Source organism: Azotobacter chroococcum, from assembly GCF_002220155.1.
GTDB lineage: Bacteria > Pseudomonadota > Gammaproteobacteria > Pseudomonadales > Pseudomonadaceae > Azotobacter > Azotobacter chroococcum.
In genome coordinates this window covers 3,169,732-3,194,228 of record NZ_CP011835.1, presented here as the reverse complement: position 1 = coordinate 3,194,228, position 24,497 = coordinate 3,169,732, and the positions used below count along the sequence as shown (strand labels likewise).

Annotated in this window: 18 protein-coding genes and 1 tRNA gene; 15 read left to right on the top strand and 4 right to left on the bottom strand. The window is 64.9% G+C overall.

All coding sequences use genetic code 11. The features are described from left to right. Positions 1–124: 124 nt before the first annotated feature. The 9 genes from ACG10_RS24765 (at position 125) to ACG10_RS14745 (ending at position 11,795) form a co-directional block, all read left to right on the top strand. Positions 125–2,674 (top strand): phage tail tape measure protein, encoded by a 2,550-nt coding sequence (locus ACG10_RS24765; RefSeq protein ID WP_089168783.1) that lies wholly within the window; start codon positions 125–127, stop codon positions 2,672–2,674. Between the two features lie 52 nt (positions 2,675–2,726). Next, positions 2,727–3,305, top strand: a complete 579-nt coding sequence (locus ACG10_RS23795) for a hypothetical protein (protein ID WP_157731461.1) — start codon at positions 2,727–2,729, stop codon at positions 3,303–3,305. A gap of 178 nt (positions 3,306–3,483) precedes the next feature. Next, positions 3,484–4,377, top strand: coding sequence for a phage tail protein (locus tag ACG10_RS24485; RefSeq protein ID WP_089168782.1), 894 nt, complete (start codon positions 3,484–3,486; stop codon positions 4,375–4,377). Then, positions 4,352–4,558 (top strand): tail protein X, encoded by a 207-nt coding sequence (locus ACG10_RS14760; RefSeq protein WP_198318953.1) that lies wholly within the window; start codon positions 4,352–4,354, stop codon positions 4,556–4,558. The genes ACG10_RS24485 and ACG10_RS14760 overlap by 26 nt, the downstream gene beginning before the upstream one ends. A gap of 9 nt (positions 4,559–4,567) precedes the next feature. Next, positions 4,568–5,626 (top strand): phage late control D family protein, encoded by a 1,059-nt coding sequence (locus tag ACG10_RS14755; RefSeq protein WP_089168780.1) that lies wholly within the window; start codon positions 4,568–4,570, stop codon positions 5,624–5,626. Between the two features lie 63 nt (positions 5,627–5,689). Beyond that, positions 5,690–6,181 carry a hypothetical protein gene (locus ACG10_RS14750; protein ID WP_089168779.1) on the top strand — a complete coding sequence of 164 codons (492 nt, stop codon included), beginning with the start codon at positions 5,690–5,692 and terminating at the stop codon, positions 6,179–6,181. Continuing rightward, on the top strand, positions 6,171–6,335 hold the full coding sequence (locus ACG10_RS23790) for a hypothetical protein (protein WP_157731460.1): 165 nt from the start codon (positions 6,171–6,173) through the stop codon (positions 6,333–6,335). Before ACG10_RS14750 ends, ACG10_RS23790 begins: the two co-directional genes overlap by 11 nt. Positions 6,336–6,960: 625 nt before the next feature. Beyond that, on the top strand, positions 6,961–7,278 hold the full coding sequence (locus tag ACG10_RS23785; RefSeq protein ID WP_157731459.1) for a hypothetical protein: 318 nt from the start codon (positions 6,961–6,963) through the stop codon (positions 7,276–7,278). 128 nt (positions 7,279–7,406) lie between these two features. Beyond that, positions 7,407–11,795: an NACHT domain-containing protein gene (locus ACG10_RS14745; protein WP_157731458.1), complete on the top strand. Its 4,389-nt coding sequence runs from the start codon at positions 7,407–7,409 to the stop codon at positions 11,793–11,795. A 593-nt stretch (positions 11,796–12,388) separates the two neighbouring features. Here the strand turns inward: ACG10_RS14745 and ACG10_RS14740 are convergent. Then, positions 12,389–13,405 carry a substrate-binding domain-containing protein gene (locus ACG10_RS14740; protein WP_089168777.1) on the bottom strand — a complete coding sequence of 339 codons (1,017 nt, stop codon included), beginning with the start codon at positions 13,403–13,405 and terminating at the stop codon, positions 12,389–12,391. Positions 13,406–14,028: 623 nt separating this feature from the next. Between ACG10_RS14740 and ACG10_RS14735 the strand changes: the two genes are divergently transcribed. Then, complete coding sequence (locus ACG10_RS14735) at positions 14,029–14,457, top strand: LysB family phage lysis regulatory protein (protein WP_232487120.1); 429 nt, start codon at positions 14,029–14,031, stop codon at positions 14,455–14,457. Between the two features lie 225 nt (positions 14,458–14,682). Here the strand turns inward: ACG10_RS14735 and ACG10_RS14730 are convergent. After that, positions 14,683–14,759: transfer RNA gene (locus ACG10_RS14730), tRNA-Met, on the bottom strand. Positions 14,760–14,863: 104 nt separating this feature from the next. Beyond that, complete coding sequence (locus ACG10_RS14725) at positions 14,864–15,073, bottom strand: hypothetical protein (protein ID WP_089168776.1); 210 nt, start codon at positions 15,071–15,073, stop codon at positions 14,864–14,866. Positions 15,074–15,279: 206 nt separating this feature from the next. On the opposite strand from ACG10_RS14725, the gene ACG10_RS14720 reads away from it, so the two are divergent. Continuing rightward, positions 15,280–15,603: an FxLYD domain-containing protein gene (locus tag ACG10_RS14720; RefSeq protein WP_232487119.1), complete on the top strand. Its 324-nt coding sequence runs from the start codon at positions 15,280–15,282 to the stop codon at positions 15,601–15,603. 48 nt (positions 15,604–15,651) lie between these two features. Beyond that, complete coding sequence (gene dinB / locus ACG10_RS14715; RefSeq protein WP_089168775.1) at positions 15,652–16,710, top strand: DNA polymerase IV; 1,059 nt, start codon at positions 15,652–15,654, stop codon at positions 16,708–16,710. A gap of 51 nt (positions 16,711–16,761) precedes the next feature. Here dinB and ACG10_RS14710 read toward each other — a convergent pair whose 3' ends face one another. Next, positions 16,762–19,512 (bottom strand): response regulator, encoded by a 2,751-nt coding sequence (locus ACG10_RS14710; RefSeq protein WP_198318952.1) that lies wholly within the window; start codon positions 19,510–19,512, stop codon positions 16,762–16,764. 306 nt (positions 19,513–19,818) lie between these two features. Between ACG10_RS14710 and cysM the strand changes: the two genes are divergently transcribed. From cysM to relA, 3 genes are all read left to right on the top strand, one after another. Beyond that, complete coding sequence (gene cysM, locus ACG10_RS14705; protein ID WP_089168774.1) at positions 19,819–20,718, top strand: cysteine synthase CysM; 900 nt, start codon at positions 19,819–19,821, stop codon at positions 20,716–20,718. A 32-nt stretch (positions 20,719–20,750) separates the two neighbouring features. Further along, positions 20,751–22,115, top strand: a complete 1,365-nt coding sequence (gene rlmD, locus ACG10_RS14700) for a 23S rRNA (uracil(1939)-C(5))-methyltransferase RlmD (protein WP_089168773.1) — start codon at positions 20,751–20,753, stop codon at positions 22,113–22,115. 70 nt (positions 22,116–22,185) lie between these two features. After that, positions 22,186–24,435 carry a GTP diphosphokinase gene (gene relA / locus ACG10_RS14695; protein ID WP_089168772.1) on the top strand — a complete coding sequence of 750 codons (2,250 nt, stop codon included), beginning with the start codon at positions 22,186–22,188 and terminating at the stop codon, positions 24,433–24,435. The last annotated feature ends 62 nt before the right edge of the window (positions 24,436–24,497 follow it).

Below are 24,497 nucleotides of genomic sequence, written 5' to 3'. Positions count from 1 at the left end.
GATCGCCCGGCGGCTGGCGAAGGAGCTGCATTTCCAGCCGTCGGAGATCGACCGGCTGACGCCGGCGGAGGCGCTGTGGTGGCTGGGCTAGGCCCGGCTGCCCGAATCGACACAGGAGATACCCATGGCCAGCAACCTATCGCTCGGCGTCAAGATCGGCGGAGCGGTCGACGCATCGCTCGGCCGCTCCCTGTCCTCGGCAGGCAAGGGCCTCGATGCGCTCAAGGCCAAGGCCGAGCGCACCCGCGGCCTGCAGAGCCTGATCGGCGAGACGGTCGAGCTGGGCCGGAAGATGCGCCAGACCGTGCAGGAAGGCGGCGCCGGGCTGAAGAGGCTGGAGGACCGCCATTCCCGCAACCTCGCCCTGCTCAAGCAGCACGGCGTCGCGGTCGGCAGCCTGGAGAAGGAGTATCAGCGTCTGGGCAAGGCAGCCCGCAGCGCCGAGCTGATGGCGGCCGGCAAGACGCGGATCGGCGAGGGCATCGAGCAGACCAAGGCCGGCCTGCAGACCGGCGCCGCGGTAGCCGCGGGCATCGCCGCGCCGACGATGATCGCCGCAAACTACCAGGCGATCATCCGCGACATCGCCATCAAGGGCGGCATCGCCCGCACCGGAGACGAGCAGGCGCTGTCCGACTCGATCCGCCGGGATGCGGCCGACAACGGCATGGGCCGCGACGAGCTGGCCCAGGCGGTCAACGACTTGGTGGCCGGCGGCATGGCGGTGAAGGAGGCCGGCGCCCTGGCGGGCACCATGGCGCGTTTTTCGGTCGGCCAGAACGCCGCCACCGGCGACGTGGCCAGCATGGTCCTGGCCCTGCGCCAGGCCGGCATCGCCGACCCCAAGGCCATCGAGGCGGCGCTCGGCAAGGTGGCTGTCGCCGGCGACCTAGGCAGCTTCGAGGCCAAGGACATGGCCAAATGGTTCGCCAGCCTGATGCCGCAGATGACCGGCTTTGGGATGTCGGGCGAGCAGGCCACGGTCGCCCTGGCCGGCATGCTGCAAACGCAGATGAAGGCGGCCGGCAGTGCCGACGAGGCCGCGAACAACCTCGCCAACCTGTTCAACAAGATCACCTCCGACGAGACCAAGACCAAGTTCAAGAACCAGGGCATCGACCTGGAAGGCTCCATGCAGGCGGCGATCGCCAAGGGTTACGACCCGGTCGCCGCCTTCCTGGGGGTCATCGAACAGTCGATGAAGAAAACCGACCCGGAGAAGGCCAAGAAGCTCGCCGAGATCCAGGCGCAGATCGCCAAGACCGAGGACCCGGCCAAGCGGCAGAAGATGCTCGACGGCTACCTGGCGATGGCCGGGCTGAGCGAGTACATCGCCGACATGCAGGCCAAGCAGGCGGCGCTGGCGGCGATCCAGAACAAGGAGCTGCACCAGCAGAACCTGCAGAAGATCAAGAGCACCGACGGGGTCGCCAAGATCGAGCAGGATCTGATCGACCGCCGCGCCGCCAGTGCGCAGATCTGGCGTGAAGCCGGCAATGCCATGAACGAGGCCATGGCGCAGATCGGTGATGCCATCCGGCCAGTCACCGACATGGTCGGCGTGGGCGTCAAGACGATGGCCTCCACCATGGCCGGCTGGTCGAAGGAGTACCCGAACTGGGTAGCGGGTATCGTCGCCATTGGCGGCGCCATCGCCGCCTGGAAGGTGGCCAAGGGCGGCCTCGGCATCCTGGGCGGCGCCCTCGATGTGACCCGCGGCCTGCTGGGCGGGGGCGGCAAGGGTGGTGCGGCCGCCGGCGAGCGCTCGCTGCTGGGCAAGGTGGTCGACCGCTTCACCGGCGGCAAGGGCGGCGCCGTCGTCGACGGCGTGCTGGGCGGTGGCGACGTGCAACAGGTGTTCGTCACCAACTGGCCTGGCGGCGGTGTCGGCGGCCTGGCCGAGCAGCTGGGAGGCGGTGGAAAGACGGGCGGCAAGGCGGCTGGCGGCCGGTTCGGCGGCGTCATGGACTTCCTCGGCCGGCACGGCGGAAAGCTCGGCGGTGCCCTGGCAATTGGCTCGGCGGCATATGGGCTTTACAACACGTTCTCAAACGCCGAGACGCCCGAGGAAAAGGGCGAGGGCTATGGCGGTGCCGCTGGCGAGCTGATCGGTGGGCTGGCCGGTGCCAAGCTGGGTGCCCTGGCCGGCGCCTTGGCCGGGCCGCTCGGCATCGCCGTCGGCGGGCTGCTCGGCGGCGCGCTCGGCACGTTCGGCGGCGATGCCCTGGGAAGCCTGCTCGGCCGCACTGTTGCGGGCAAGGCCGGGTTCGGCTTTGCGTCGTCGACGGCAGAGCGAAAGGAGGCAGACGAGCCGGCTGTTGGGCAGGCGGTCGGGCGCACCAGGCGCGGGCGGAATCGCCGATCCAAGGACGATCAGGACGCCCTGGCGGCGGCCCCTGAAAAGGAATCCGGCGGCGAGCAGGCTGGCCCGGAGATCGACTACCAGGGCCTGGTGGAAAAGGTGATGGAAGCGGCGCAACCCGAGGAGCCGCCCGCGCCGCCGCCCGTCCCGCAGACGGTCACCTTCGCGCCGACCGTTACCGTCACGGTGCAGGGCGACGTTAAGGACCCGCAGCAGCTGGCCAGTTCGTTGATGCCGCACCTGCAGCGCCTGTTCGAGGAGTTCAAAGCGAAGCAGGCGCGGACGGAGCTGTTCGATGCGGCGCATGTGTAGTGATAGCATCAAGCCTTCACCTGCGGCGTGGTGATTTTCAAGGGGAGAAGCTATGAAGTTTCCATCGTCGGTCGTGCTTAAATTTCTCGGCATCGGATGTTGTTTCGCTCTACTCGCCTGCTCGAAAAAGCCAGAAGAACCCAAGGCTATCGCGCCGGTGAAGTTCTACGCATGGCAAGTCCCCGGCCAACTGGCCGACGCGCAGCAGGCAGGGTTTTCGTGCGCCCAAAGCCAAGACAAGAGCATCGAGTGTGTAATCAAGGATGCCGAAATTTGCGGGGCGAAAATAGAAGCGCGGCTGTTTCTCTATGGTGGGAAGCCATCTTCTGATTACTCGGCGATAACGCTTATCGCGCGCAAGCCTTACTACCAGCTTGAAGACGTATGTCCCGAAGAGGATGGCATCGTTCTTGTTGACACCAATGGGCGAGAAATTAAAAAGAAGAACAATCCCAACTGCGTAAGAGACCGGCGAGTCGTCCTCGATGAATCGCTCACCGGATGCGGATGGAAGAAGGTGTATCGCCGCACCACCTACTACTACACGCACGCGGAATATCCCGTTGAAATAAGTCATCGTCCAGATGACGAAGTCTTTGTCGTGACCAGAAGTGAAGGGGGAGCACCGTGAGAGCACTGGTATTTGTGGGGGTGGAGATCCACCAGGGCAGCGAAGGACGGTTCAGCATGAACTCCGCCAAACTTCGGCTGAGTTGACCCTGCTGCCTCGCCCTGTTGCGAAAGGCTGACGAAGTTCAACTGCTACCCACAACCCCGCCCCGGCGGGGTTTTGCATTTATGAGGGAGTCATGACTGATCTGATCGACACCCTGTCCCAGGCCGCCACATCAGCCGCCGGCGCGGCCGAGCAGGTGCGCCTGACTCTCGAGCGTCTCGAGGCGGGCCAGACCGCGGGCGCGGCCGACGGCGCGCGGGCCGTCGTGACCAGCCTGGGCGATGCCACAACCCGGCTGACCACGGTCTCCGGCCGCCTGGCGACCGAGTCGCTGGATACCGCCGGCGCTGCGGCAATCGGCCGAAGCCTGCGCGGCCTGTCCGTCGCCGAGACGGACCTGGATACGGCCGTCGGCCGGATCGCGTCCAGCACTGGCGGCGACACCCTGGCCAGCGGCCTGCAATCGTCGCTCTCGAACTTCGGCGAAGCGCTTGGCCAGACCGGGCGGGCCTTTGCAGCCACCGGACGGCAGGTTGCAGTCAGTGTCGGTCTGCTGCCGGTCAGCTCGCTGGCGACGCCGGAGACGATGCTGCCGGCCACGGCGGCCAGTGCCCAGCCACACCTGCTTGTCCTCACGTCGGACAGCGGAGAGCGCTACTACTTCGGCCTGGGCACTGCCGCCTACGACAGCCTCAAGCGCAGCACCAACTTCAACGTGGCCGCCCAGGAGCGCCTGCAACGGCAGGAGGCCTTGCAGGCGGTCAGCCAGGGCGGCGAGACGATCAGTGTCTCGGGGGCGATCTTCACCAAGACAGCGGCCGGTGCCCGCCAGCTCGACACTCTGCGCCGCATCGGCGCGGCCCTGCTGCCGCTGCTGCTGACCACCGGCTACGGCGACGTGCTCGGCCGCTGGTATCTGACCAAGATCGACGAGGATCAGAGCGGCCTGATGGCCGACGGCGCCCCGCGCAAGCAAACCTTCACCCTGGAGTTCCGCCGCTATGGCGACGACTATGCGAACAGCTGACGGCGACATCCTCGACACACTCTGCCATCGCCACTACGGCCACCTCAACGGCACGGTCGAGGCCGTGCTGGACGCCAACCCGGGCCTGGCCGAGATCCGCCAACCGTATTCGAGCGGCGTGCTGATTCTGCTGCCGGATCTGCCGACGGTGAACGCCGAAACCATCCGCCTGTGGTCGTGAGGAGGCCCCATGCAAGCCGATTTCGAGTTGCTCGCCGATGGGCAGAACATCACCGAACTGCTGCGCGACCGCCTGCTCGAGCTGCGCCTCACCGACAAGGCCGGCCTGGAGTCGGACGAGCTGGAGATCAGCTTGGACGACCGCGACGGGCGGGTAGCGTTTCCGCCGAAGGGGGCGCGGCTGCGCGTGTCGCTGGGCTGGAAGGGCCAGCCGCTGTCGCCCATGGGTAGCTTCACGGTCGACGAGATCGAGCTGTCCGGGCCGCCGGCGACGATGACGATCCGGGCCAAGCCGGCAGACATGCGCCAGGAGGCGCGCAGCACCCGCAGCGTCGCCTACGAGGGCACCACCCTGGCGGCCATCGTCGAGGCGGTGGCCGGGCGCAACGGCTGGACGGCGGCCTGCCAGGTCGAGGCGGCCGTGCCGCGGGCCGACCAGCAGCGCGAGTCCGACCTGCACTTCATCACCCGCCTGGCCCGCCAGCACGGGGCCACGGCGACGGTGAAGGAGGGCACGCTGCTGGTGGTGCCGCGCGACGGCGGCAAGACGGCGAGCGGCAAGCGCCTGCCCTTGATCACGCTGACCCCGCAGGACCTGAGCCGCTACAGCCTGACCTTCCCGGACCGGGCCAGCTTCGCGAAGGTGAAAACCAAGGCGCACGACGCCAAGACCGGCCAGCCGGTGGTCATTGAACTGCCCAACCCGGACGGCAGCGCGGCGCAGACCGGCGGCGAGCATGTCGACCGGCACACCTACCCGACCCCCGAGGCGGCCACGGCCGCCGCCAAAGCTCGCCTCGACGGGCTCAACCGGGCCACCGCGTCCGGCTCGCTGACCTCGATAGGGCGGGCCGAGATCGCCGCGGAGACGACGGTGCGCCTGAGCGGCTTCAAGGCCAGCGCCGACGGCGACTACCTGGTCGAGTCGGTCAGCCGGAGCTATTCGGGGAACAGTTGGGTGGACACCTACACGTTGTCCGCCGGCAACGCCGGCAAGGCCAAGGTCGGAAAAAGCAAGAGCAAGAAGAAAGACGGGCCGCTCCAGGTTGTCGAGCTGCCTGCCGTGTGACGCATCCTTCTTTCAGCCATCGTGAGTCCGCTTCGTGCGGGCTCTTTCGTTTCTGGAGATTCCATGACGCTATCTGAGATCCGCGCAGCGGCCATCGCCCCGGCGCTCGCGCTGCTGCCTGCGCGCATGAACAGCCCCCAGGCCGAGGCCCTGCTGCTGGCCATCGGCCTTCAGGAGTCCAGCCTGATCCATCGCCGGCAGGTCGGCGGCCCGGCCCGTGGCCTCTGGCAGTTCGAGCAGGGCGGTGGCGTGCGTGGCGTGCTGCTCCACCCGCTGAGCCGTCCGCATGCCTTGGCGGTCTGCGAGGCTCGTGGCATCGCGCCGGTGCCGAGCGCCGTCTATGCCGTGCTCGAGCACGACGACATCCTCGCCGCGGCCTTCGCCCGCCTGTTGCTGTGGACCGATCCGGCGCCGCTTCCGGAGGTGGGTGAGGTCGCTAATGGGTGGGACTACTACCAGCGCACCTGGCGGCCCGGAAAGCCACATCGCGACCGCTGGGACGACTGTTATGCACGGACCATGGATGAATTGCAGGAGGTTGCCGATGCTCGCTAGCGCACTGGCTTCGCTGTTGATCAAGGCGCTGACGGCCGACGTTGTCGCTCAGATCCTACTCAAGCTGGCCAAGTATCTGGCCGGTAGGACTGACAACACGCTCGACGATGAGATCGTCCAGATCCTGGAGGAGGCCATCACCAAGAGCACGTAGTGACTCTCCTATGATCGGCTTAGGCTCCTGCGGGCGCTGGAGCGGCGGCAGGGGGTGAGAGTGATCGCACCGAAGTAATGAAGGAGAGCGACGGCCCCAGTGTTCCAGCACTCGGGCCGCCGAAACTGCTGAATGTTCCTGAAAGTCCAGCCAGGACTCCCCGCTCTTTGCACGAAGCGATCGGAGGTTAATCAGCTGCTATCTTGAAATAGGCTTGATTTGGAGCTAGCACTATGGAAAACCTACCAGCTCTACTAAAGGAAGTATTGGATAGCTCAATGCAACTGTCTGGATGGGCAATTGCCATAGCAGGAGGAACTATTGCTGTAATAATAGGCTCGTCAACCATTAGGCCAAGGCTTATGTGTTGGCGGTTGCCATATCTATTGTTTTTTCCAGCATGGATATTGATAGGGGTATCTATTTATTTTAGTAATGTGATATCTGGGAAGTACTTGGCTTCGCTAATGGTTCCTGCGTGCGGGGGTGAAATATTTAGGCAGATTAATGATTTATATTCTAGCCAACGATATTGCTTGATGGTCTCGTTGGTGTTTCTTGCATTATGGTTGTCTGTTTATACGATTTATTGGATATTTTTCAATAATACAGACGGGTTAAATAAATGAAAAAGACAATGATATTGTCTATCGGTATGTTGGCGTGGGCGGTAGAGGCGGATGAATGTGATTGTACTTATTTCCCATTTCAGCCAAATCCCCCTTGTTTTAGTTTTTGTGTAGGTAAAACTGTTAGAAATAGAATAGATCCTTTCATGATTAAAAATATTAATCCTGATGTGGCGCAATGGTTGAAAACAATTTCTGATAGTTATCCGGATCGTCCAATAAGTCTTGAGAAAATTGAAAGTCCAGCGGACTTGAGAAATGAGGCGTTAAAAATACAACGTGAAGAAATTGAGGAGGGTGAACGAGCCCCTTGAAGCAGGCATTCTGTCGCTTCTTGCAGAAGCAGCCGGACCACACAAGCTCGCGCTACAATCCCATGACTATCGACCGAGTGTTACTCTTGGCCGATATAAAAAATCTGGTGCCCTAATCTCGAATGTCCGTGCGCGACGACTTCTCGGCCAAAACCATTCGTACCCTTGCCGCGCGTGTGGGGTACCACTGTTCGAACCCATCCTGCGTGGGCTCGACCTTGGGTCCGGCGCTCGATGAGGAGCGTAGCGTCAACATCGGTGTGGGCGCGCACATCGCTGCCGCCGCCGTAGGGGGCAAACGCTACGACCCGAACATGAGCCAGGGCGAACGCAGCAGCGGCGCAAACGGGATATGGTTGTGCCAGAACTGCTCGAAGCTTATTGATTCCGACGACACGCGCTACACGGTCGCGCTGCTGCATCAGTGGAAGAAGGATGCGATCCAGCGCGCCCACGATGCCATCGCGGGTGGCCGCCCGCTCGGTCCGATTAAACCTCCTGCCACGCTCGACGCTGCAGACGAAGATTTTCTTCGTGGGCTCGATCTTCCGAGCGCTGACGCGATCGATGCCGTCGGGGCGCGGCTTCGCGCAGCCACCCAAACAGACATTGAGGCGTTTCGCGCGGCGCGAGGTCGACCCGCGCGGACCATCGCGCGGACACTTAGACTTGAAGGGGGCACCGCCCGTTACGTGACGCTTGACAGCGTGGCGGGACTAACAGCCCTTGCCGAACCGGTCGTCGTGGTCGCTTCGGGTGGCACCGGCAAATCGACCATGCTTGTGCAGCTTGCGGAATGCATGGGGGCGCAAGACGGCCCGATCCCGCTTCTGGTGCCGTTGGGAGAGTGGTCCGACCGGCAAGAAGACTTTTTCGATTTTATCTTGCGCCGCAACGCTTTCGCCGCCTTTAGGCGGCAGCACTTGATGGTGCTGGCTTACCACGGGCAGCTCGCGCTTCTGCTCGATGGCTGGAACGAGCTGACTCCCGAAGCGCGGCTGCGTGCGACGAACGACCTCACCGCCCTGCAGCGCGATTATCCGCAACTTGGCGTCGTGATCAGTTCCCGGCGCCAGACCCTACCGACCGTTGGCCCGGTCGTCACGATCGAAGCGCTTTCGCACGATCAGCAGATGGAGCTTGCGCTGGCGGTACGTGGCCAGGAAGGCGAAGAGCTCGTCGACCGGGCATGGCGGACGGGCGGCGTACGTGAGCTCGTCGGCAACCCTCTCTACTTGAACGCCTTGTTGATCCTACCGCACGGCGTCGCGTTTCCCGAAACCAAGGAAGCGGTGCTGGGCATATTTGTCCGGCACAACGAGACCGCGCCGGACAAAGTCGAACGATTGCACCGGGACACGCTCGGTCACCACACGACCTTTCTAACAGGCCTCGCCGTAGAAGCGAACCGAAGCGTTAGCACAGTTATTTCGGACGCAAATGCCAATCGCACCATTTCGATGATCTTGCGGCGTCTTTTCGAAGACGGCCAGATTGGGCAGCCACCTAGTCCCCGTAACATCATTGACAGCTTGGTCGACGCGCACTTATTGGTGCGTATGGCCGGTGCCAATGGCGCAATCAGCTTTCAGCACCAGCTGTTCCAGGAGTGGTACGCGGCTGCGGAAGTCGAAGACCTTATGATGAAGACGGCCACGGGCGATACCGACGCGCATAGAAAGCTGCGCGAAGACGTGCTCGACCGATCGTACTGGGAGGAGTCGATTCTGTTCGCGTGCGATAGGCTTTCGCGTGCAGGCGCAGATGGCGAGCACGCTGTGGCGGTCGCTGTCGACGAGGCGCTTGGCATTGATCCACTTCTGGCCGCAGCAATGCTCGACAGGGCCGCCGACGCCGTATGGCAGCGCCTGCGTGATCGTGTCCTGCGCTTCATCGGACGCTGGCACACCCCCGGAGTGTTCGACCGCGCAGTGCGTTTCATGGTCGCTTCCGGCAAGCCAGAGTTCTCGGAGTACATCTGGCCACTCGCGTCAAATGCTGATGAGCAGATTCAGTTCATGACGTTCCGGGCGGTTGATCGCTTTCATCCGGGTGTTCTTGGGGCTGATCGCGAAGCCCGTTTGCGTGCGCTGCCCGCGCCCCAACGAAAACTCGCCCTGTCCGAGATCGCCAGCAACAGCGGCTTTGATGGGATGGAACTTGCCGCGATGCTGGCCGCCACCGACCCTGACCCTGAGGTCGTGGTTGCCGTTGTGGTATCGCTTGGGTTTCGCCGCGGTGATCGGCATGTGAATCAGATCATGAAAGCGGCGCCTGACGCTGTATGGAAAGCACTGGCAGAAAGGAACTATATAGATCACCTTACGGACGCGCAGCTCGATGCCCGCCTTGCCACAGAGCGCGAAGCGGCGCGCTGCGCAGAAACCCAGCCGGTGCGTTTGCTTGGTCTGATCGTGGATGAGAAGCCTGCCGATGCCGAGACCCGTATCACACAGCTGCTCAGCACAGCCGAGTTTGAGTCCAAGGACATGAACCTCGAGCATGCAATCGTGCATGCGTACACGGAGTACCCAGAAGCCGTTGCTGCGGGACTTGTCGCCCGAATCGCAGCCGACTTACGGCTTCCGTATCGCGTCGGCGACTATCTCAAAGTGGCCCCGCTGCTAGACAGCGGACCGGTGGCCGAGAACGCGCTCGACCCATCCACGTCGGAGCGCCGTCTAAATGCGGCGGCGGCAGTGATCGGACCGGTGACCGTCGCAGCGCTCTTCAACCAGCTGCTTGCGATAGACAGCCAGCTACAGGCGCTCGGCCACTATGACAAACAGCTGTCGGACGCGCATTATCGTCTAGTGAATGCGCTATCAGCGACGCGACAGGAAGCTTTCGTGCCAGTCTTGATCGCCAACGCACAGAGCAGCGATCCTCGACGCATCGGCTTACTGGCTGATGTACTCGCCCGACACGGCAGCAACAACGGTGATTCCAAGCCGCCGTTCGACGCCGTACACCGCCCCGGTTTGCGTGACGTCGTCCAAGCCTGGATGGATACCTTGAGCACTGTGCAGCATCCGGCACGGCAGGCAGCTTCTGAAGTGGCGCGTGCAGGGGGAAGGTTGGCCGACGCGGCATTGGCAGAGCCCTTGTTCGCGCTTCTTGAGCGAGACTTGGCGGACTACGACGCTGCACGTGCTGCGCGCCTCACGGGGGGTGGCCAAGGAGCATCCAACGAGGTGGGCTACACCCTGATATATGCCCGCGCCCTCAAGGACATGCATGATGCACCTGCAGTCGCCGTCCTTACCCGCGGCCTTGGCGATCTCCGCTGGGGCAAAGACGCGGCGGGAGCCTTGCTCGAAATCTGGTCGGCTGATCACTCCCCCCAAGAAAAACGCATCTTCGCCAGTTGGACCGATTATTCAAACCATCTAGCGCGCAGGGTAGAGCGCGCTGCGGGAACCCCGCCGACGTCAGATTTTGCCGAAGAGATCTTCGCCGTGGTTCGCACTCTTGGTGATGCGGCGAGTTCCGACGCTGAACAGCAGCACGCTCTGATGCTTGCCGCAACCGGTCTTTCCCTTCCGCATGGAGACAAACGACGCGAGATCGACACTCTGCTCGCGCTGCGTCAGCCGATAACCCACAAACACCGATTGCTCGCGTCCGCTGCCCGCGCAGGCGAAATCATCCCCGCCGCACTACTGATGGCGGGGGTGCAAGACTTGCTCTCCGTGGCTCAAACGCAAACCTGGCGTCTCGAAGAGAATCGTGGCGAGCTGATGGGCTGGATCGATCTGTTCCCCTTTTCTGATGATCCGGAAAGTGTGCACGACGCTATTGCACTGTTACCGGATCTACACCGCCGGCCGCATGCATTGCGGCGCCTGCTCCAGACAGTGCCACAAGGACCCGCTGACTCTGCCCTCATCACGCTGGAACGGCTCGCCACAGACCCTGCGTTTCTGCGGGAGTTCGAATGGATGAATGCGGTGCTTAAGCTGGATACAGAAGCCTCGGCGTTGTCGGTACTCAATCATCTTTGTATGGGCCAAATTCCGGTTGGGGATGGTTTTCGGCTGTCGGCCGCATTGACCGCATTAGCTTGCAAGTTTCCCAATGTTCGCGCAGCCATGATCAACCGTTATCGTGCCCTGCCGGCTGGTGACATCCGCCGGGTTTTCGAGATGGCTATGGACGATATGCCCGACGAGGAGGTCTTCATGGCGCTGTTCGATGGGTATGTCGACGCGCCGCATCCCTTTCGCGGCATGAAGAACGTGATACGGAATCTGGCTCTCGGTAGAAGGCCATCAAGAGAATGGGCCGGCGCTTTCGAGGAGTTTGGGTTACCACTGACGGAACTGCGCGCTCAGTTGTTCTCAATGCTTTCGGCGAACGATGCACGCGCATCTTCAGCCAAGCAATGTCTGATTGAGATCGAAGAATATCGGGACGTCTACGGTCGGGTTACCAATGAGCCGAGACATCCGGACATTGCCACGGCCCGCTCATGGCCGCTGGAAGCGGACGAACCGTCGGGAGCGCCTCGGCTATAGGCCAGTAATGGATCAGAGTGTGCTAAGGACGCGATTGGCAAATAGGGTACCGATAGACCCGCATAGCTCAGAGCGTCGGCAAAGCGATCCTTACTTGAGGTCTACTACAGCGCGTGTCGAGTTGTAACCGCAAACCAGACACCTAGGTGGAATGTCAGAAAGGTCGCCTTTTGGCCGGAGGCTGCTATTTGCGAGCGATTGTTGCTGGTGAGGGGCTGGTCAGCGGCACCTAAAGGTTTGGGGGATTTTCAAGCTCACTGGTGTGAACGGAAAGCTCGGACCCTCTGAAACAGAGGGGGCCGGGCTTTTTTGAGGTCACGAGAAAAGTTTAGAAAGACTAGCCTATGGGCATCCGAGCGACACGAATCCGACTTTGGGCGTGGAGGATGTGGACATAGGGCAGCTACCTCTGGGCGCCTGGACGGCGCGCCTGATCAAAAAGTGCGCAATTCTAGCGATGCGCCGAGCATCTGAGAAGACACCGGAGTGGTGCCTGCTGTCGCGCGGGCCATGGGGACGTTGTGCAATCCCGACCGGGCCCTTGCAGAAGGCTTTGCCAGCAGTAACAGCAGAAGGCCTAAAGACGCTTCTTCTCAAGGCGTTGCGGTCATGCCTGGCGGCGACTGGGGCAGATAGACGATGTAGCTGTCGACGAGAAAGGTCTCGGCAGTGGGTTCGCCCCGTGCCAGACGCTTGAGCATCCAGTAGCTCTGGCGGCCGATCTCGCGGCTATTCATGTCCAGATAGGCCTGTACCAGGCCGTCATTGAGCAAGGCGCGCTGTGCCGCGTCCGGCTCGCTCGAGGCGATGATGATGGCCGGATGACTGCGTTTGGCATCGAGCTCGGTGAGCAGCGGGCCGATTTGTCGACGGTAGCTATCGGCATGATGAACCGGCCAGCTACCGAGGCTGATGATGGCATCGAAGTGGCGAGTGTTCAGCAGGGTGGCGAGCTGGAGCAATGCGCTTTCCGGCGTCTCGGCGCGTTCCAGCGGACAACGGTGCGGCTCGCTCCAGCCCTTCTCCCCGCTCAGTCGGTCGACTCCCTGGTGGCTCGGGATGCCGCCGAGCTGCTGGCGGATGCCTTGCAGGCGTTCCTGCTGGTAGATGTCTTGCAGGTCGCCGGTCAAGACACACAGTTTGCCGCCCTGTGGTCTGAGGCGCTGGGCGAGCATGCCCAGTTGGCGGCCGAACGCCAGGTTGTCGATCCCGACGTAGCCTCTGCGCAGGTGCTGCTCTGCGGGGGCCAAGTCCGCATCGAAGGTAATCAGCGGTGTCTTGTCTGTCCGTTGCAGGGCATGCTCGGCCAGCCATTTCGAATGGGTCACCGCCAGGGCGATACCGTCCAGATCCCTTTCGAGAGCCTGCTCCAGGGCTTTGTTCTGCTGGCGAAAATGCGCCGGCCCCGAGGCGCCCAGCAACAAGCAGGTATCGCCCTGAGCCTGGGCGGCCTCGGCACAGCCTTCACCGGCGAGGATGAAGAAGCGCTGATCGACGCGCTTGGCGACCAGCGCAAACTGCAGCGGTTCGGCACCCGCAGGGAGGATGAGCAGCAGCCCGCAGAGCAGGGTGGCTGTGGAGTGGAAGCAGAAAGAGGGCGGCTTTTTCAAAGTGGATCCTTGCCGGCTCCAGCGTGGCAGGGTGGCGTTATTGGTTTTTAGCTGTAATGGGGTCGTTCTGGATGACCTCTATTCTGATCCAAGGGATCAGTGGATAGCTGGCGATTGCAAAAACTTATTGAGATTAGATTCTCTTTGTGGATAAAACTAAGCGGGCGTTCGGTGAGATGTCGCACCAATGCCGGTTCTGGGGACAGGTGGGGGCTGGGTGGTTCTCAGGGCTGGCGGGGATGACTCCTCGCTGGGCTGCTCATCGAGGGCGAGCATGCGCTTGGGGCGATGCCGGCTCGTTGATTTTAGGGAGCGGGCATGCATCGCGACGGAGCTGAAGCCCGCTGATATCGAGCACCGCCACATTTTCCTGTTTTCGCCAACCAAAGGTGCAATGTTTTGGCATCTTGTCCCTTCGCGCAGGTCCATATGCAGCTCCGCTGCCAGGCCGGCGGCGAGCCCGAACGAGGCGTTCCAGCACAGCGGCCTATGCTCAGAGCTTGTACGAGCTGAAGCCGCGCCGGCGCCTATGCGCAGTTCAAGGAGGAATCAACGCTATGAAAATGGAGCAGATCCGAAAATTCGGCCCCCGCGATGGCAGTGCAGCAGGGGGGGGGGCGGGCATGACCAAGTCCTCTCTCCTCGTTGCCGCGCTCATGGTCCTGCTCCTCTGGCTGCTCTCTCGCGAAACCGATGCGTTGCGCATCGAGTTGGGGCGGGTGTCCGAGCGTGCCGACCAGGCCGAGCGGCTGGCCAGTCAGCGCCAGGCCGATATCGAGCGCCTGACCGCGCTGCTCGGCAGCGAGCGAGGCAGTCGGGAGCGGCTGCGCCATGAGCAGGACGACCTGCGTGCTGCGCTGGTCGGCCACCAGCAACGGCTGGAAGAGCTGAAGCATGAAAATCAGAAGTTGCGCGACTGGGCTGCCGAGTCTCTACCGGCTGCTCGCCGGCTGCGTGGTCAGCCAGCCATCACCGATGTCGACGCTTACCGCGAGCACCTGTCCGGCAGTGATGCCCGGCCGGCGGCTGCCGTCGAGCAGTCCGCACAATAGCGGCAACCGAGAAGCGGAGGGAGCCTGCCACGGCGATAGACCGGTCGGCGAGGTCGCGACAGGCCTGCAGGCGGAACTGCTGCGTGAGTGGCGAGGATGGAGAGGTGCGCAGGCCGGGATCTTCAGGAGCGCCGTCGTCGCTGCGGTGCGCCGACGAAGCAGTGGATCCCACATAGCAATCGGCCCCGCACTGCTGATCGCAGTCGTGGCCGATGCCTGTAAGGTTGGTTGCGGGGGCTGGATTTGAACCAACGACCTTCGGGTTATGAGCCCGACGAGCTACCAGACTGCTCCACCCCGCGTCTGTGTGGCGGCATTCTACAGCCAAACAATCCGCTGTCAAGCGGTATTGCCTGAAAAATGGTTTGGCTTCAATTGTTTAACGCCACAGGCATGGCATCGGCCGCTAGATTCCTTCAGTGCGTGTGTACTCCTCGGTGGCCCGCACCACCTGTTCGCGCCAGTTGTCGTTCTCCTCGCCGAGCAATGCCACGGCTTGGCACATGGCTATAAAGGCTTCACGGTAGAGGGAGGGGTCGTTGCGTGCGACCGCTTGGTCGGCATGCTGCTGGGCTTGTTCGAGCAGGCGGTCGAGGGCGTGCTTATCGAGGGACATGGCGGCCGCTCCGGAGGATTTCTCTTTAGAGGTTAGATCAGCGGTTCTCGCCTGAAATGGCGTTTCGTGCTATTCACGCCGGGCTTTACTCCAATCCGGGAAGTATGGAGAGGTATTTGATATGAGACTTTTTCATGGGCGAATGCCCAGATATGGGGCTGCCCGATTCGGGGGATGCAATGCAGTCAAGAGTGAAGATTGCGCTGATGGCGCTGCTGTTCTCGGCCGGTGCGCTGGCCGACAATGACATCCGGTTGCGCAACATGCAGTTGATTACCATGAGCCACAAGACCTATCTCCAGGGCACCGGGGTGAACATCTCGGGTCATGATCTGGAGAACGTGGCCATCGATCTCGATATCCTCAAGGCCGGCCAGGTGGTCGGCAGCCGCATCGTCGAGGCACGGGCGATCGGTGCCGACGAGGCCTGGCGGATCTGGCTGCCTATCGACATCGCCGGCTCCGATGGTTTCCGCGTCCGCAACATCCGCTCGACGCGTGCCACCAGCGAAGGCACAGCGGCGCACTGAGCCCGCCGGGGACTGCCAGCGCCACGCTCCGGGCGGCATACTGGCTTCATGAGCGGCAGAAAGATCATTCACGTCGATTGCGACTGTTTCTACGCAGCTATCGAGATGCGCGACGACCCGCGCCTGGCTACTCGGCCGCTGGCGGTGGGCGGCGCGCCCGATCGGCGCGGGGTGATCGCCACCTGCAACTACGAGGCACGCGCCTATGGCGTGCGTTCGGCGATGCCCGCGCGCCAGGCGCTGAAGCTCTGCCCGGAGCTGTTGATCGTCAGGCCGCGGTTCGAGGCCTACAAGGCTGCATCGCGGGAGATCCAGCGGATCCTGCGCGACTACACCGAGTTCGTCGAACCGCTGTCGCTGGACGAGGCCTACCTGGACGTTTCCGCCAGCCCGCACTTTTCCGGCAGCGCCACGCGCATCGCCCAGGACATCCGCCGGCGCGTCTGGCATGAGCTGCGCATCACGGTGTCCGCCGGCGTCGCGCCGAACAAGTTCCTCGCCAAGATCGCCAGCGACTGGCGCAAGCCTGACGGGCTGTTCGTGATTTCGCCGGCCGAGGTCGAGGCCTTCGTCGCCGAGCTGCCGGTGAACCGGCTGCACGGCGTCGGCAAGGTCACCGCCGAGCGGCTCGGGCGCCTTGGCATCCGCACCTGCAAGGAGCTGCGCCAGTGGAGCCAGCTGGCGCTGGTGCGCGAGTTCGGCAGTTTCGGCGAGCGCCTGGGGCAGCTGGCATGGGGGATCGACGAGCGTCCGGTGGAGGTCGACAGCCGCCGCCAGTCGCTGAGCGTGGAGCACACCTACGCGCGTGATCTGCCGGATCTGGCCGCCTGCCTGGAGCGTTTGCCGCAGCTGCTGGAAGAACTCGACGGGCGCCTGGCGCGGCTGGACGACAGCTATCGGCCGGACAAACCCTTCGTCAAGGTGAAGTTCCACGACTTCACCCAGACCACCCTGGAGCAGGCCGGCGCCGGCCGGGGCCTGGACAGCTACCGCCGGCTGCTCGGCGCCGCCTTCGCCCGCGGCGCCCGGCCGGTGCGACTGCTTGGCGTCGGCGTGCGGCTGCTCGATGGGCGTGGCGGCGAACAGCTGGAGCTGTTCGCCCCGTAGTCGGGGATGCGCTCACCAGGCCCGATGCCGGCGCGGGCACCCGCTCCCTGCTCAGGCGCCGAATTTCGCCTCGCCGGCCAGGCGGAGGATGGCCGCGTCCAGCTCGTCCAGGGCGGCGTCGGCTGCCGGAGCGTGCTGCTTGAGCAGGGTTTCGCTGTGCTGGCAGGCGGCGCGCAGCTGGGGCACGCCGCAATAGCGGGTCGCCCCGTGCAGGCGATGCACCCGTTCGAGCAGCGCGTCGCGGTCGCCGTCCCGGCGTGCCTGGCGGATCGCCTGGCGGTCGGCATCCAGCGAGGCGAGCAGCATGCTCAGCATGTCGGCGGCCAGGTCGGGCTTGCCGGCGGCCAGGCGCAGGCCTTCCTCGGGGTCGAGCACGCTGAGATGGCCGATGGCGGCCGGCCGGGCCTCGTCGGCCTGGCTGTCGGGCGAGCGCAGGTGCAGCTTGGTCCATTTGTGCACGACCTGGGCCAGCTGGCGTTCGTTGATCGGCTTGGTCAGGTAGTCGTCCATGCCGCCCTGCAGCAGGGCGCGCCGCTCGTTGGCCAGGGCATGGGCGGTGAGGGCGATGATCGGCGTGTGGCGACGCTCCGGCTGGGCGTTCTCCCACTGGCGAATCGCCCGGGTGGCCTGGCGGCCGTCCATGCCGGGCATCTGCACGTCCATGAAGATCAGGTCGAAGTGTTCCCGCTGCGCCGCCTCCACGGCGGCCTGGCCGCTGTCCGCCACGCAGACCGTGGCGCCCATGTCGCCGAGCAGGGTCTGTACCAGCAGCAGGTTGGCCGGGTTGTCGTCGACGCAGAGCAGGCGGGGCGCGCGGTTGCCCAGCGGGCCGGGCGCTTGCTGGCCGGCCGGCTGCGGCGCGAGCAGCTCGCCGAGCGCCGCCTCCAGCTTGTCGCGCCGTGCCGGCTTGCTCTGCAGGTGGATCTGTGTCTCCGGCAGGGTCTCCTGGTAGACCAGCTGTTCGGTGGTGGGGCAGAGCACCAGGCACTTGCAGCCGAGCCGGTCGAGGTCGGCGACGCGCTGGGCCAGCTCCTCGGCACCGGTGTCGCGGCTGGTCACGCCGAGCACCGCCAGGCCGATCGGACGGTTTTCCTGGCGCGCGGCGGCGACGCCGGCCAGCAGGCTGTCCAGCTCGGCGAAGGGCAGCACTTCCAGGCCGCAGTCCTCCAGCTGGTGCTGCATCGACTGGCGGGCCAGCTCGTGCTGTTCGAGCAGGGCCACCCGCTGGCCGTGCAGGGCGGTCGGCGGCTCGTCCTCCGATTGGTCGTCGAGCGGCAGGGACAGGCGGATCCAGAACTCCGAGCCTTCGCCCGGCACGCTGTTGACGCCGATCTCGCCGCCCATCTGCTCGATCAGGCGCTTGGAGATGACCAGCCCGAGGCCGGTGCCGCCGGCCTGGCGGGTCAGCGAGTTGTCGGCCTGGCTGAAGGCCTGGAACAGCGCGTTCAGGTCCTCCTGGGACAGGCCGATGCCGGTGTCGTGCACGCTGATGCGCAGCTGGGCGAACTCCTCGCCGATCTCCTCGACCATGGCGCGCACGGCGATGGTGCCTTCGTTGGTGAACTTGATGGCGTTGCTGATCAGGTTGGTGAGAACCTGGCGGAGCCGCAGGGGGTCGCCGTTCAGCGCCAGAGGGGTATCGCGGTAGATCAGGCTGACCAGTTCGAGGTGCTTGGCGTGGGCCGCCGGGGCGAGGATGGTGAGGGTGTCCTGGATGAGTTCGCGCAGGTTGAAGGGCGTGTGCTCGAGGACCAGCTTGCCGGCCTCGATCTTCGAGAAGTCGAGGATCTCGTTGATGATGTCGAGCAGGCTGTCGGCGGACTTCTGGATGGTGTTCAGGTAGTCGTGCTGGCGGGGCGACAGCTCGCATTTCTGCAGCAGGTTGGTGAAGCCGATGATGCCGTTCAGCGGGGTGCGAATCTCGTGGCTCATGTTGGCGAGGAATTCGGACTTGATCCGGCTCGCCTCCAGCGCCTCGCGGCGCGCCATGTCCAGCTCGATGTTCTGGATCTCGATGGTTTCCAGGTTCTGGCGGACGTCCTCGGTGGCCTGGTCGATGCTGTTCTGCATCTCTTCCTGGGCGTGCTGCATGACCTCGGCCATGCGGTTGATGCCGGCGGCCAGCTCGTCCAGCTCGTGGCTGCGCAGGGCGGGCAGGCGGGTTTCCAGATGGCCGTCGCGCAGCTGCGACACGCCCTGCTGGATGCGCCGCAGCGGGTCGTTGATCGAGCGGCCCACGCGCATGGCGAGGAGGGCGCTGACCACCAGCACGGCGATGATCAGCACCAGGCTGGCGAGCAGGTTGCGATAGCCCTGCAGGAGGGCATTGTGGTGCGAGATTTCCAGGGCGATCCAGCCGAGCAGGCGGTCGTCCTGGCTGCTGTCGCCGCTGGCCAGGTTCTGGTGGTAGCCGAGCACCGGCATCAGCAGGTGGGTGGCCTTGTTGTCGCGGGTCATGGTCGACTGGGTCGGGTCCGCGGGCGGCCGCGCGCCGCTGAGACTCGGCCCGGCATGCACGATGGTTTCCAGCTTGCTGTCGAGAAAGCTCACCGCACGGATGTCCGCCTGGTCGAGCACCCGGTTGGCGATGCGCTGCAGGCGGTTGTGGTAGTTCTGCGCCAGGGCCGGTGCGGCCAGGGGGGCGAGCTGCTGGACGGTCAGCTGGCCGCGCTCCACCAGGTTGCTTTGCATCTCGGTCAGCTGCTGCCAGGTGAAATAGCTGCCCAGGACCAGGGCCAGCAGGCTGCTGGGCAGCAGGGTGAGCATGACGATGCGGGTCTTGATGCTGAAGTCGTGGAACACCCCGATTCTCCGTGAGGGATTTGGGAAGGCAGTGTAGCGACAGAGCCCGGCGGGACAACAGAAGGCAGCCCAATAGCCATTTGGAATATGCATGTGCCCTTTCCGGATGATGGCCTGCAGCGCTTTGCCGGCTATCATAGATGCCCCCTGTGGCCTGGACGGTTCGCCTCCCGAGGTGGCGCGTCCGCTCCCCGATGGACGAGCGGCCTGTGTCAGGCCGGGCGTCGCGGCGCCCACGCAGCATGGCGGCAAGGATGCCGTCCGGACCGAGCAGCCCTTTTCTGATTCAGGATACCGAGCGTTTCCATGACAGTGCATTTCCCCACCATCGCCGAGTGCATCGGCAATACCCCGCTGGTGCGCCTGCAGCGCCTGCCGGGCGAAACCTCGAACACCCTGCTGGTCAAGCTGGAAGGCAACAACCCGGCCGGTTCGGTGAAGGACCGCCCGGCGCTGTCGATGATCATCCGTGCCGAGCTGCGCGGCGACATCCGCCCCGGCGACACGCTGATCGAGGCCACCTCCGGCAACACCGGCATCGCCCTGGCGATGGCGGCGGCGATCAAGGGCTACCGGATGCTCCTGATCATGCCGGACAACATGAGCGCCGAGCGCAAGGCGGCGATGAGCGCCTATGGCGCCGAGCTGGTGCTGGTGAGCAAGGCCGAGGGCATGGAGGGCGCCCGCGACCTGGCGCTGAAGATGCAGGGCGAAGGGCGCGGCAAGGTGCTCGACCAGTTCGGCAACCAGGACAACCCGCAGGCCCACTACGAAGGCACCGGCCCGGAAATCTGGCGCCAGACCCAGGGCACCATCACTCACTTCATCAGTTCGATGGGCACCACCGGCACCATCATGGGCACCTCGCGCTACCTCAAGGAGCAGAACCCGGCGGTGCAGATCGTCGGCCTGCAGCCCCAGGAAGGCTCAGCGATTCCCGGCATCCGCCGCTGGCCGCAGGAATACCTGCCGAAGATCTTCGATGCGACCCGCGTCGACCGGGTGATCGACATGGCGCAGAGCGAGGCCGAGGACTGCATGCGTCGCCTGGCGCGCGAGGAGGGCATCTTCTGCGGCGTGTCCTCGGGCGGGGCGGTGGCGGCCATGCTGCGTCTGTCGCGCGAGGTGGAGAATGCAGTGATGGTGGCGATCATCTGCGACCGCGGCGACCGCTACCTGTCCACGGGTGTCTATGACCAGCCGTAAGCCGACTCCCACGCAACGCGAGGTTCTCTGCCGTGGCTAGACGCACCACCGGCCTGCGCTTCCAGCCCAGCGGCGGCGCCCGTTCGGCGCCCCTGCAGGTGGGCAGGAAGCAGGTCCTGACCATCGAGCGCCTGGCCCACGACGGCCGTGGCATCGCCTTCGTCGACGGGCGCACCTGGTTCGTCTCCGGCGCCCTGGCCGGCGAGCAGGTCGAAGCCCGCGTGCTCGGCGCGCGCAACCGCATCGTCGATGCCCGCGCCGAGCGTCTCCTGGCCGCCAGTCCGCTGCGTCGCGCCGAGCCCTGCGCGCATGCCGGGCGCTGCGGCGGCTGTACCCTGCAGGCGCTGCCGCATGCCAAGCAGCTGGCGCTGAAGCAGCGCACCCTCGCCGAGCAGCTGGCGCGCTTCGCCGATCTGGCGCCGCAGGAATGGGCGCCGCCCCTGGTCGGCCCGGAGTTCGGCTACCGCCGCCGGGCGCGCATCGCGGTGCGCTGGGACGCCGCCGCCGGCCGGCTGGAGGTGGGCTTTCGCGCCGCGGCCAGCCAGTCGATCGTCGCCATCGACGACTGCCCGGTGTTGGTACGTCCGTTGCAGTCCATCCTGCGCGCCCTGCCTGCGCTCCTGCACGGCCTGGCGCGGCCCCAGGCGCTGGGCCATGTCGAGTTGTTCCATGGCAATACAAGCGCCATTCTGGTGCGTCATACTGCGCCCCTTGCGGACGACGATCTGCAGCGCCTGCGCGCCTTCTGTCGCGAACAGGCCGCGCAGCTCTGGCTGCAGGGCAAGGGCGAGCCGCAGGCGGACGCGCCGGAAGCTCCGCTGGGCTACCGTCTGGAGCCCTGGGGACTCGAGCTGCACTACCGGCCCGGCGACTTCGTGCAGGTCAACGCCGCGGTGAACGAGGCGATGGTCGCCCAGGCCCTGGACTGGCTGGCGCCGCAGCCGGGGGAGCGGGTGCTGGACCTGTTCAGCGGCCTCGGCAACTTCGCCCTGCCGCTGGCGCAGCGCTCGCGCGAGGTGGTGGCGGTGGAGGGCGTGGCGGCGATGGTCGAGCGGGGCAGGGAAAACGCGGCCGGCAACGGCCTGGACAACCTGCACTTCTGCCTGGCGGATCTGTCGAACCCGCTGGCCGAGGCACCCTGGATGGCCGCCGGCTTCCCGGCGGTCCTCCTCGATCCGCCGCGCGACGGCGCGCTGGAGGTCGTGCGCCAGATGGGCGCCCTGGGTGCTGAGCGAGTGCTATATGTTTCCTGCAATCCGGCGACCCTGGCGCGGGATGCCGCGGAGCTGGCCAGGCAGGGCTACCGGCTGCGGCGTGCCGGCATTCTCGACATGTTTCCGCAGACTGCGCATGTCGAGGCCATGGCGTTGTTCGAGAGGGGGCCTGCTGCGCGCTGAGGTCGAGCGCCGGGGCTTGCCGGCTGATGTTGATGCGGCATGGAAGACATGCTGGGGGAAAGGTAGATACATGGTACAGGTGAGAGCGCAGCAGCCGGTCAACACCGACGGCAGCATCAATCTGGAGGCCTGGCTGGATCATGTCCTGAAGATGGACCCGGCCCTGGAGCGCGAGACGCTGAAGAAGGCCTGCGAATACGCCCGCGAGGCCGAACGGCAGGCGCGGCCGGAGCCGGGCGCTCCTGCCGCGGGTACGTCCAGCTTCCTGGTCGGGCTGGAGATCGCGGAAATCCTCGCCGACCTCAAGCTGGATCAGGACTCCCTGCTCGCCGCCGTGCTCTATCGCGGCGTGCGCCAGAAGCAGATCGCCCTGGACGAGGTGCAGCGGCGTTTCGGCCAGCTGGTCGCCAAGCTGATCGAGGGCGTGCTGCGCATGGCGGCGATCAGCGACAGTCTCAATCCCCGCGAATCCCTGGTGCTGGATGCCCAGACCCAGGTGGAAAACCTGCGCAAGATGCTGGTGGCGATGGTCGACGACGTGCGCGTCGCGCTGATCAAGCTGGCCGAGCGCACCTGCGCGATCCGCGCGGTCAAGCACGCCAGCGAGGAACGCCGCCAGCGCGTCGCCCGCGAGGTGTCCGCCATCTATGCGCCGCTGGCCCACCGCCTCGGCATCGGCCACATCAAGTGGGAGCTGGAGGACCTGTCCTTCCGCTACCTGGAGCCCGAACAGTACAAGCAGATCGCCAAGCTGCTCCACGAGCGCCGGCTGGACCGCGAGCAGTTCATCGCCAAGGTCGTCCAGGAGCTCAAGGACGCGCTGGCCGGCGCCGGCATCAAGGCCGACATCAACGGCCGGGCCAAGCACATCTATTCGATCTGGCGCAAGATGCAGAAGAAGGGCCTGCAGTTCAGCCAGATCTACGACGTGCGCGCGGTGCGCGTGCTGGTCCCCGAGGTGCGCGACTGCTATACCGCCCTCGGCATCGTCCATTCGCTGTGGCGGCACATTCCCCGCGAGTTCGACGACTACATCGCCAACCCCAAGGAAAACGGCTACCGCTCGCTGCACACCGCGGTGATCGGCCCGGACGGCAAGACCCTCGAGGTGCAGATCCGCACCCACGCCATGCACGAGGAGGCCGAGCTGGGCGTCTGCGCCCACTGGCGCTACAAGGGCACCGACGTCAAGTCCACCTCCAGCCACTACGAGGAGAAGATCGCCTGGCTGCGCCAGGTGCTCGAATGGCACGAGGAACTGGGCGACATCGGCGGCCTGGCCGAGCAGCTGCAGGTCGACATCGAGCCCGACCGGGTCTACGTGTTCACTCCCGACGGCCATGCCATCGACCTGCCCAAGGGCGCCACCCCGCTGGACTTCGCCTACCGCGTGCACACCGAGATCGGCCACAACTGCCGTGGCGCCAAGATCGACGGGCGCATCGTGCCGCTCAACTACAGCCTGCAGACCGGCGAGCAGGTGGAGATCATCACCGGCAAGAACGGCTCGCCGAGCCGCGACTGGCTGAACTCCAATCTCGGCTACGTCACCACCTCGCGGGCCCGGGCGAAGATCGTCCACTGGTTCAAGCTGCAGGCGCGCGACCAGAACGTCGCCGCCGGCAAGACGCTGCTCGAGCGCGAGCTGGCCCGTCTCGACCTGTCGCCGGTGGACTACGACCGGCTGGCGGAAAAGTGCAACCTGAAGACCGCCGAGGACCTGTTCGCCGCCCTCGGCGCCGGCGACCTGCGTCTGGCCCATGTGGTGGGACTGGCCCAGCAGCTGGTCGAGCCGGAGCGCAGCACCGAGCAGCTCGAGCTGATTCCGCGCAAGTCCGGCTTGCTGCACAAGCCGGGCAAGCGCGACGACATCCAGATCCAGGGAGTGGGCAACCTGCTGACGCAGATGGCCGGCTGCTGCCAGCCGCTGCCGGGCGATCCCATCGTCGGCTACATCACCCTCGGGCGTGGCGTCACCATCCACCGCCAGGACTGCGCCAACGCCCTGCAACTGGCCAGCCGCGAGCCGGAGCGGATCATCCAGGTCAGCTGGGGGCCGGTGCCGGTGCAGACCTATCCGGTGGACATCTTCATCCGCGCCTACGACCGCTCCGGCCTGTTGCGCGACGTGTCCCAGGTGCTGCTCAACGAGCGCATCAACGTGCTGGCCGCCAACACCCTGTCGAACAAGGAAGACAGCACGGCGCAGATGGTCCTGACCATCGAGATCCCTGGGTTGGGCGCCCTCGGCCGGCTGCTGGCGCGCATCGCCCAGTTGCCCAACGTGATCGAGGCGCGCCGCCACCGCGCCACTTCCTGATTCCCGGGGGCCGGCAGCACCTGCCGGCCTTCGGGTAGACGTGCTCTGCAGAAAATGAAATA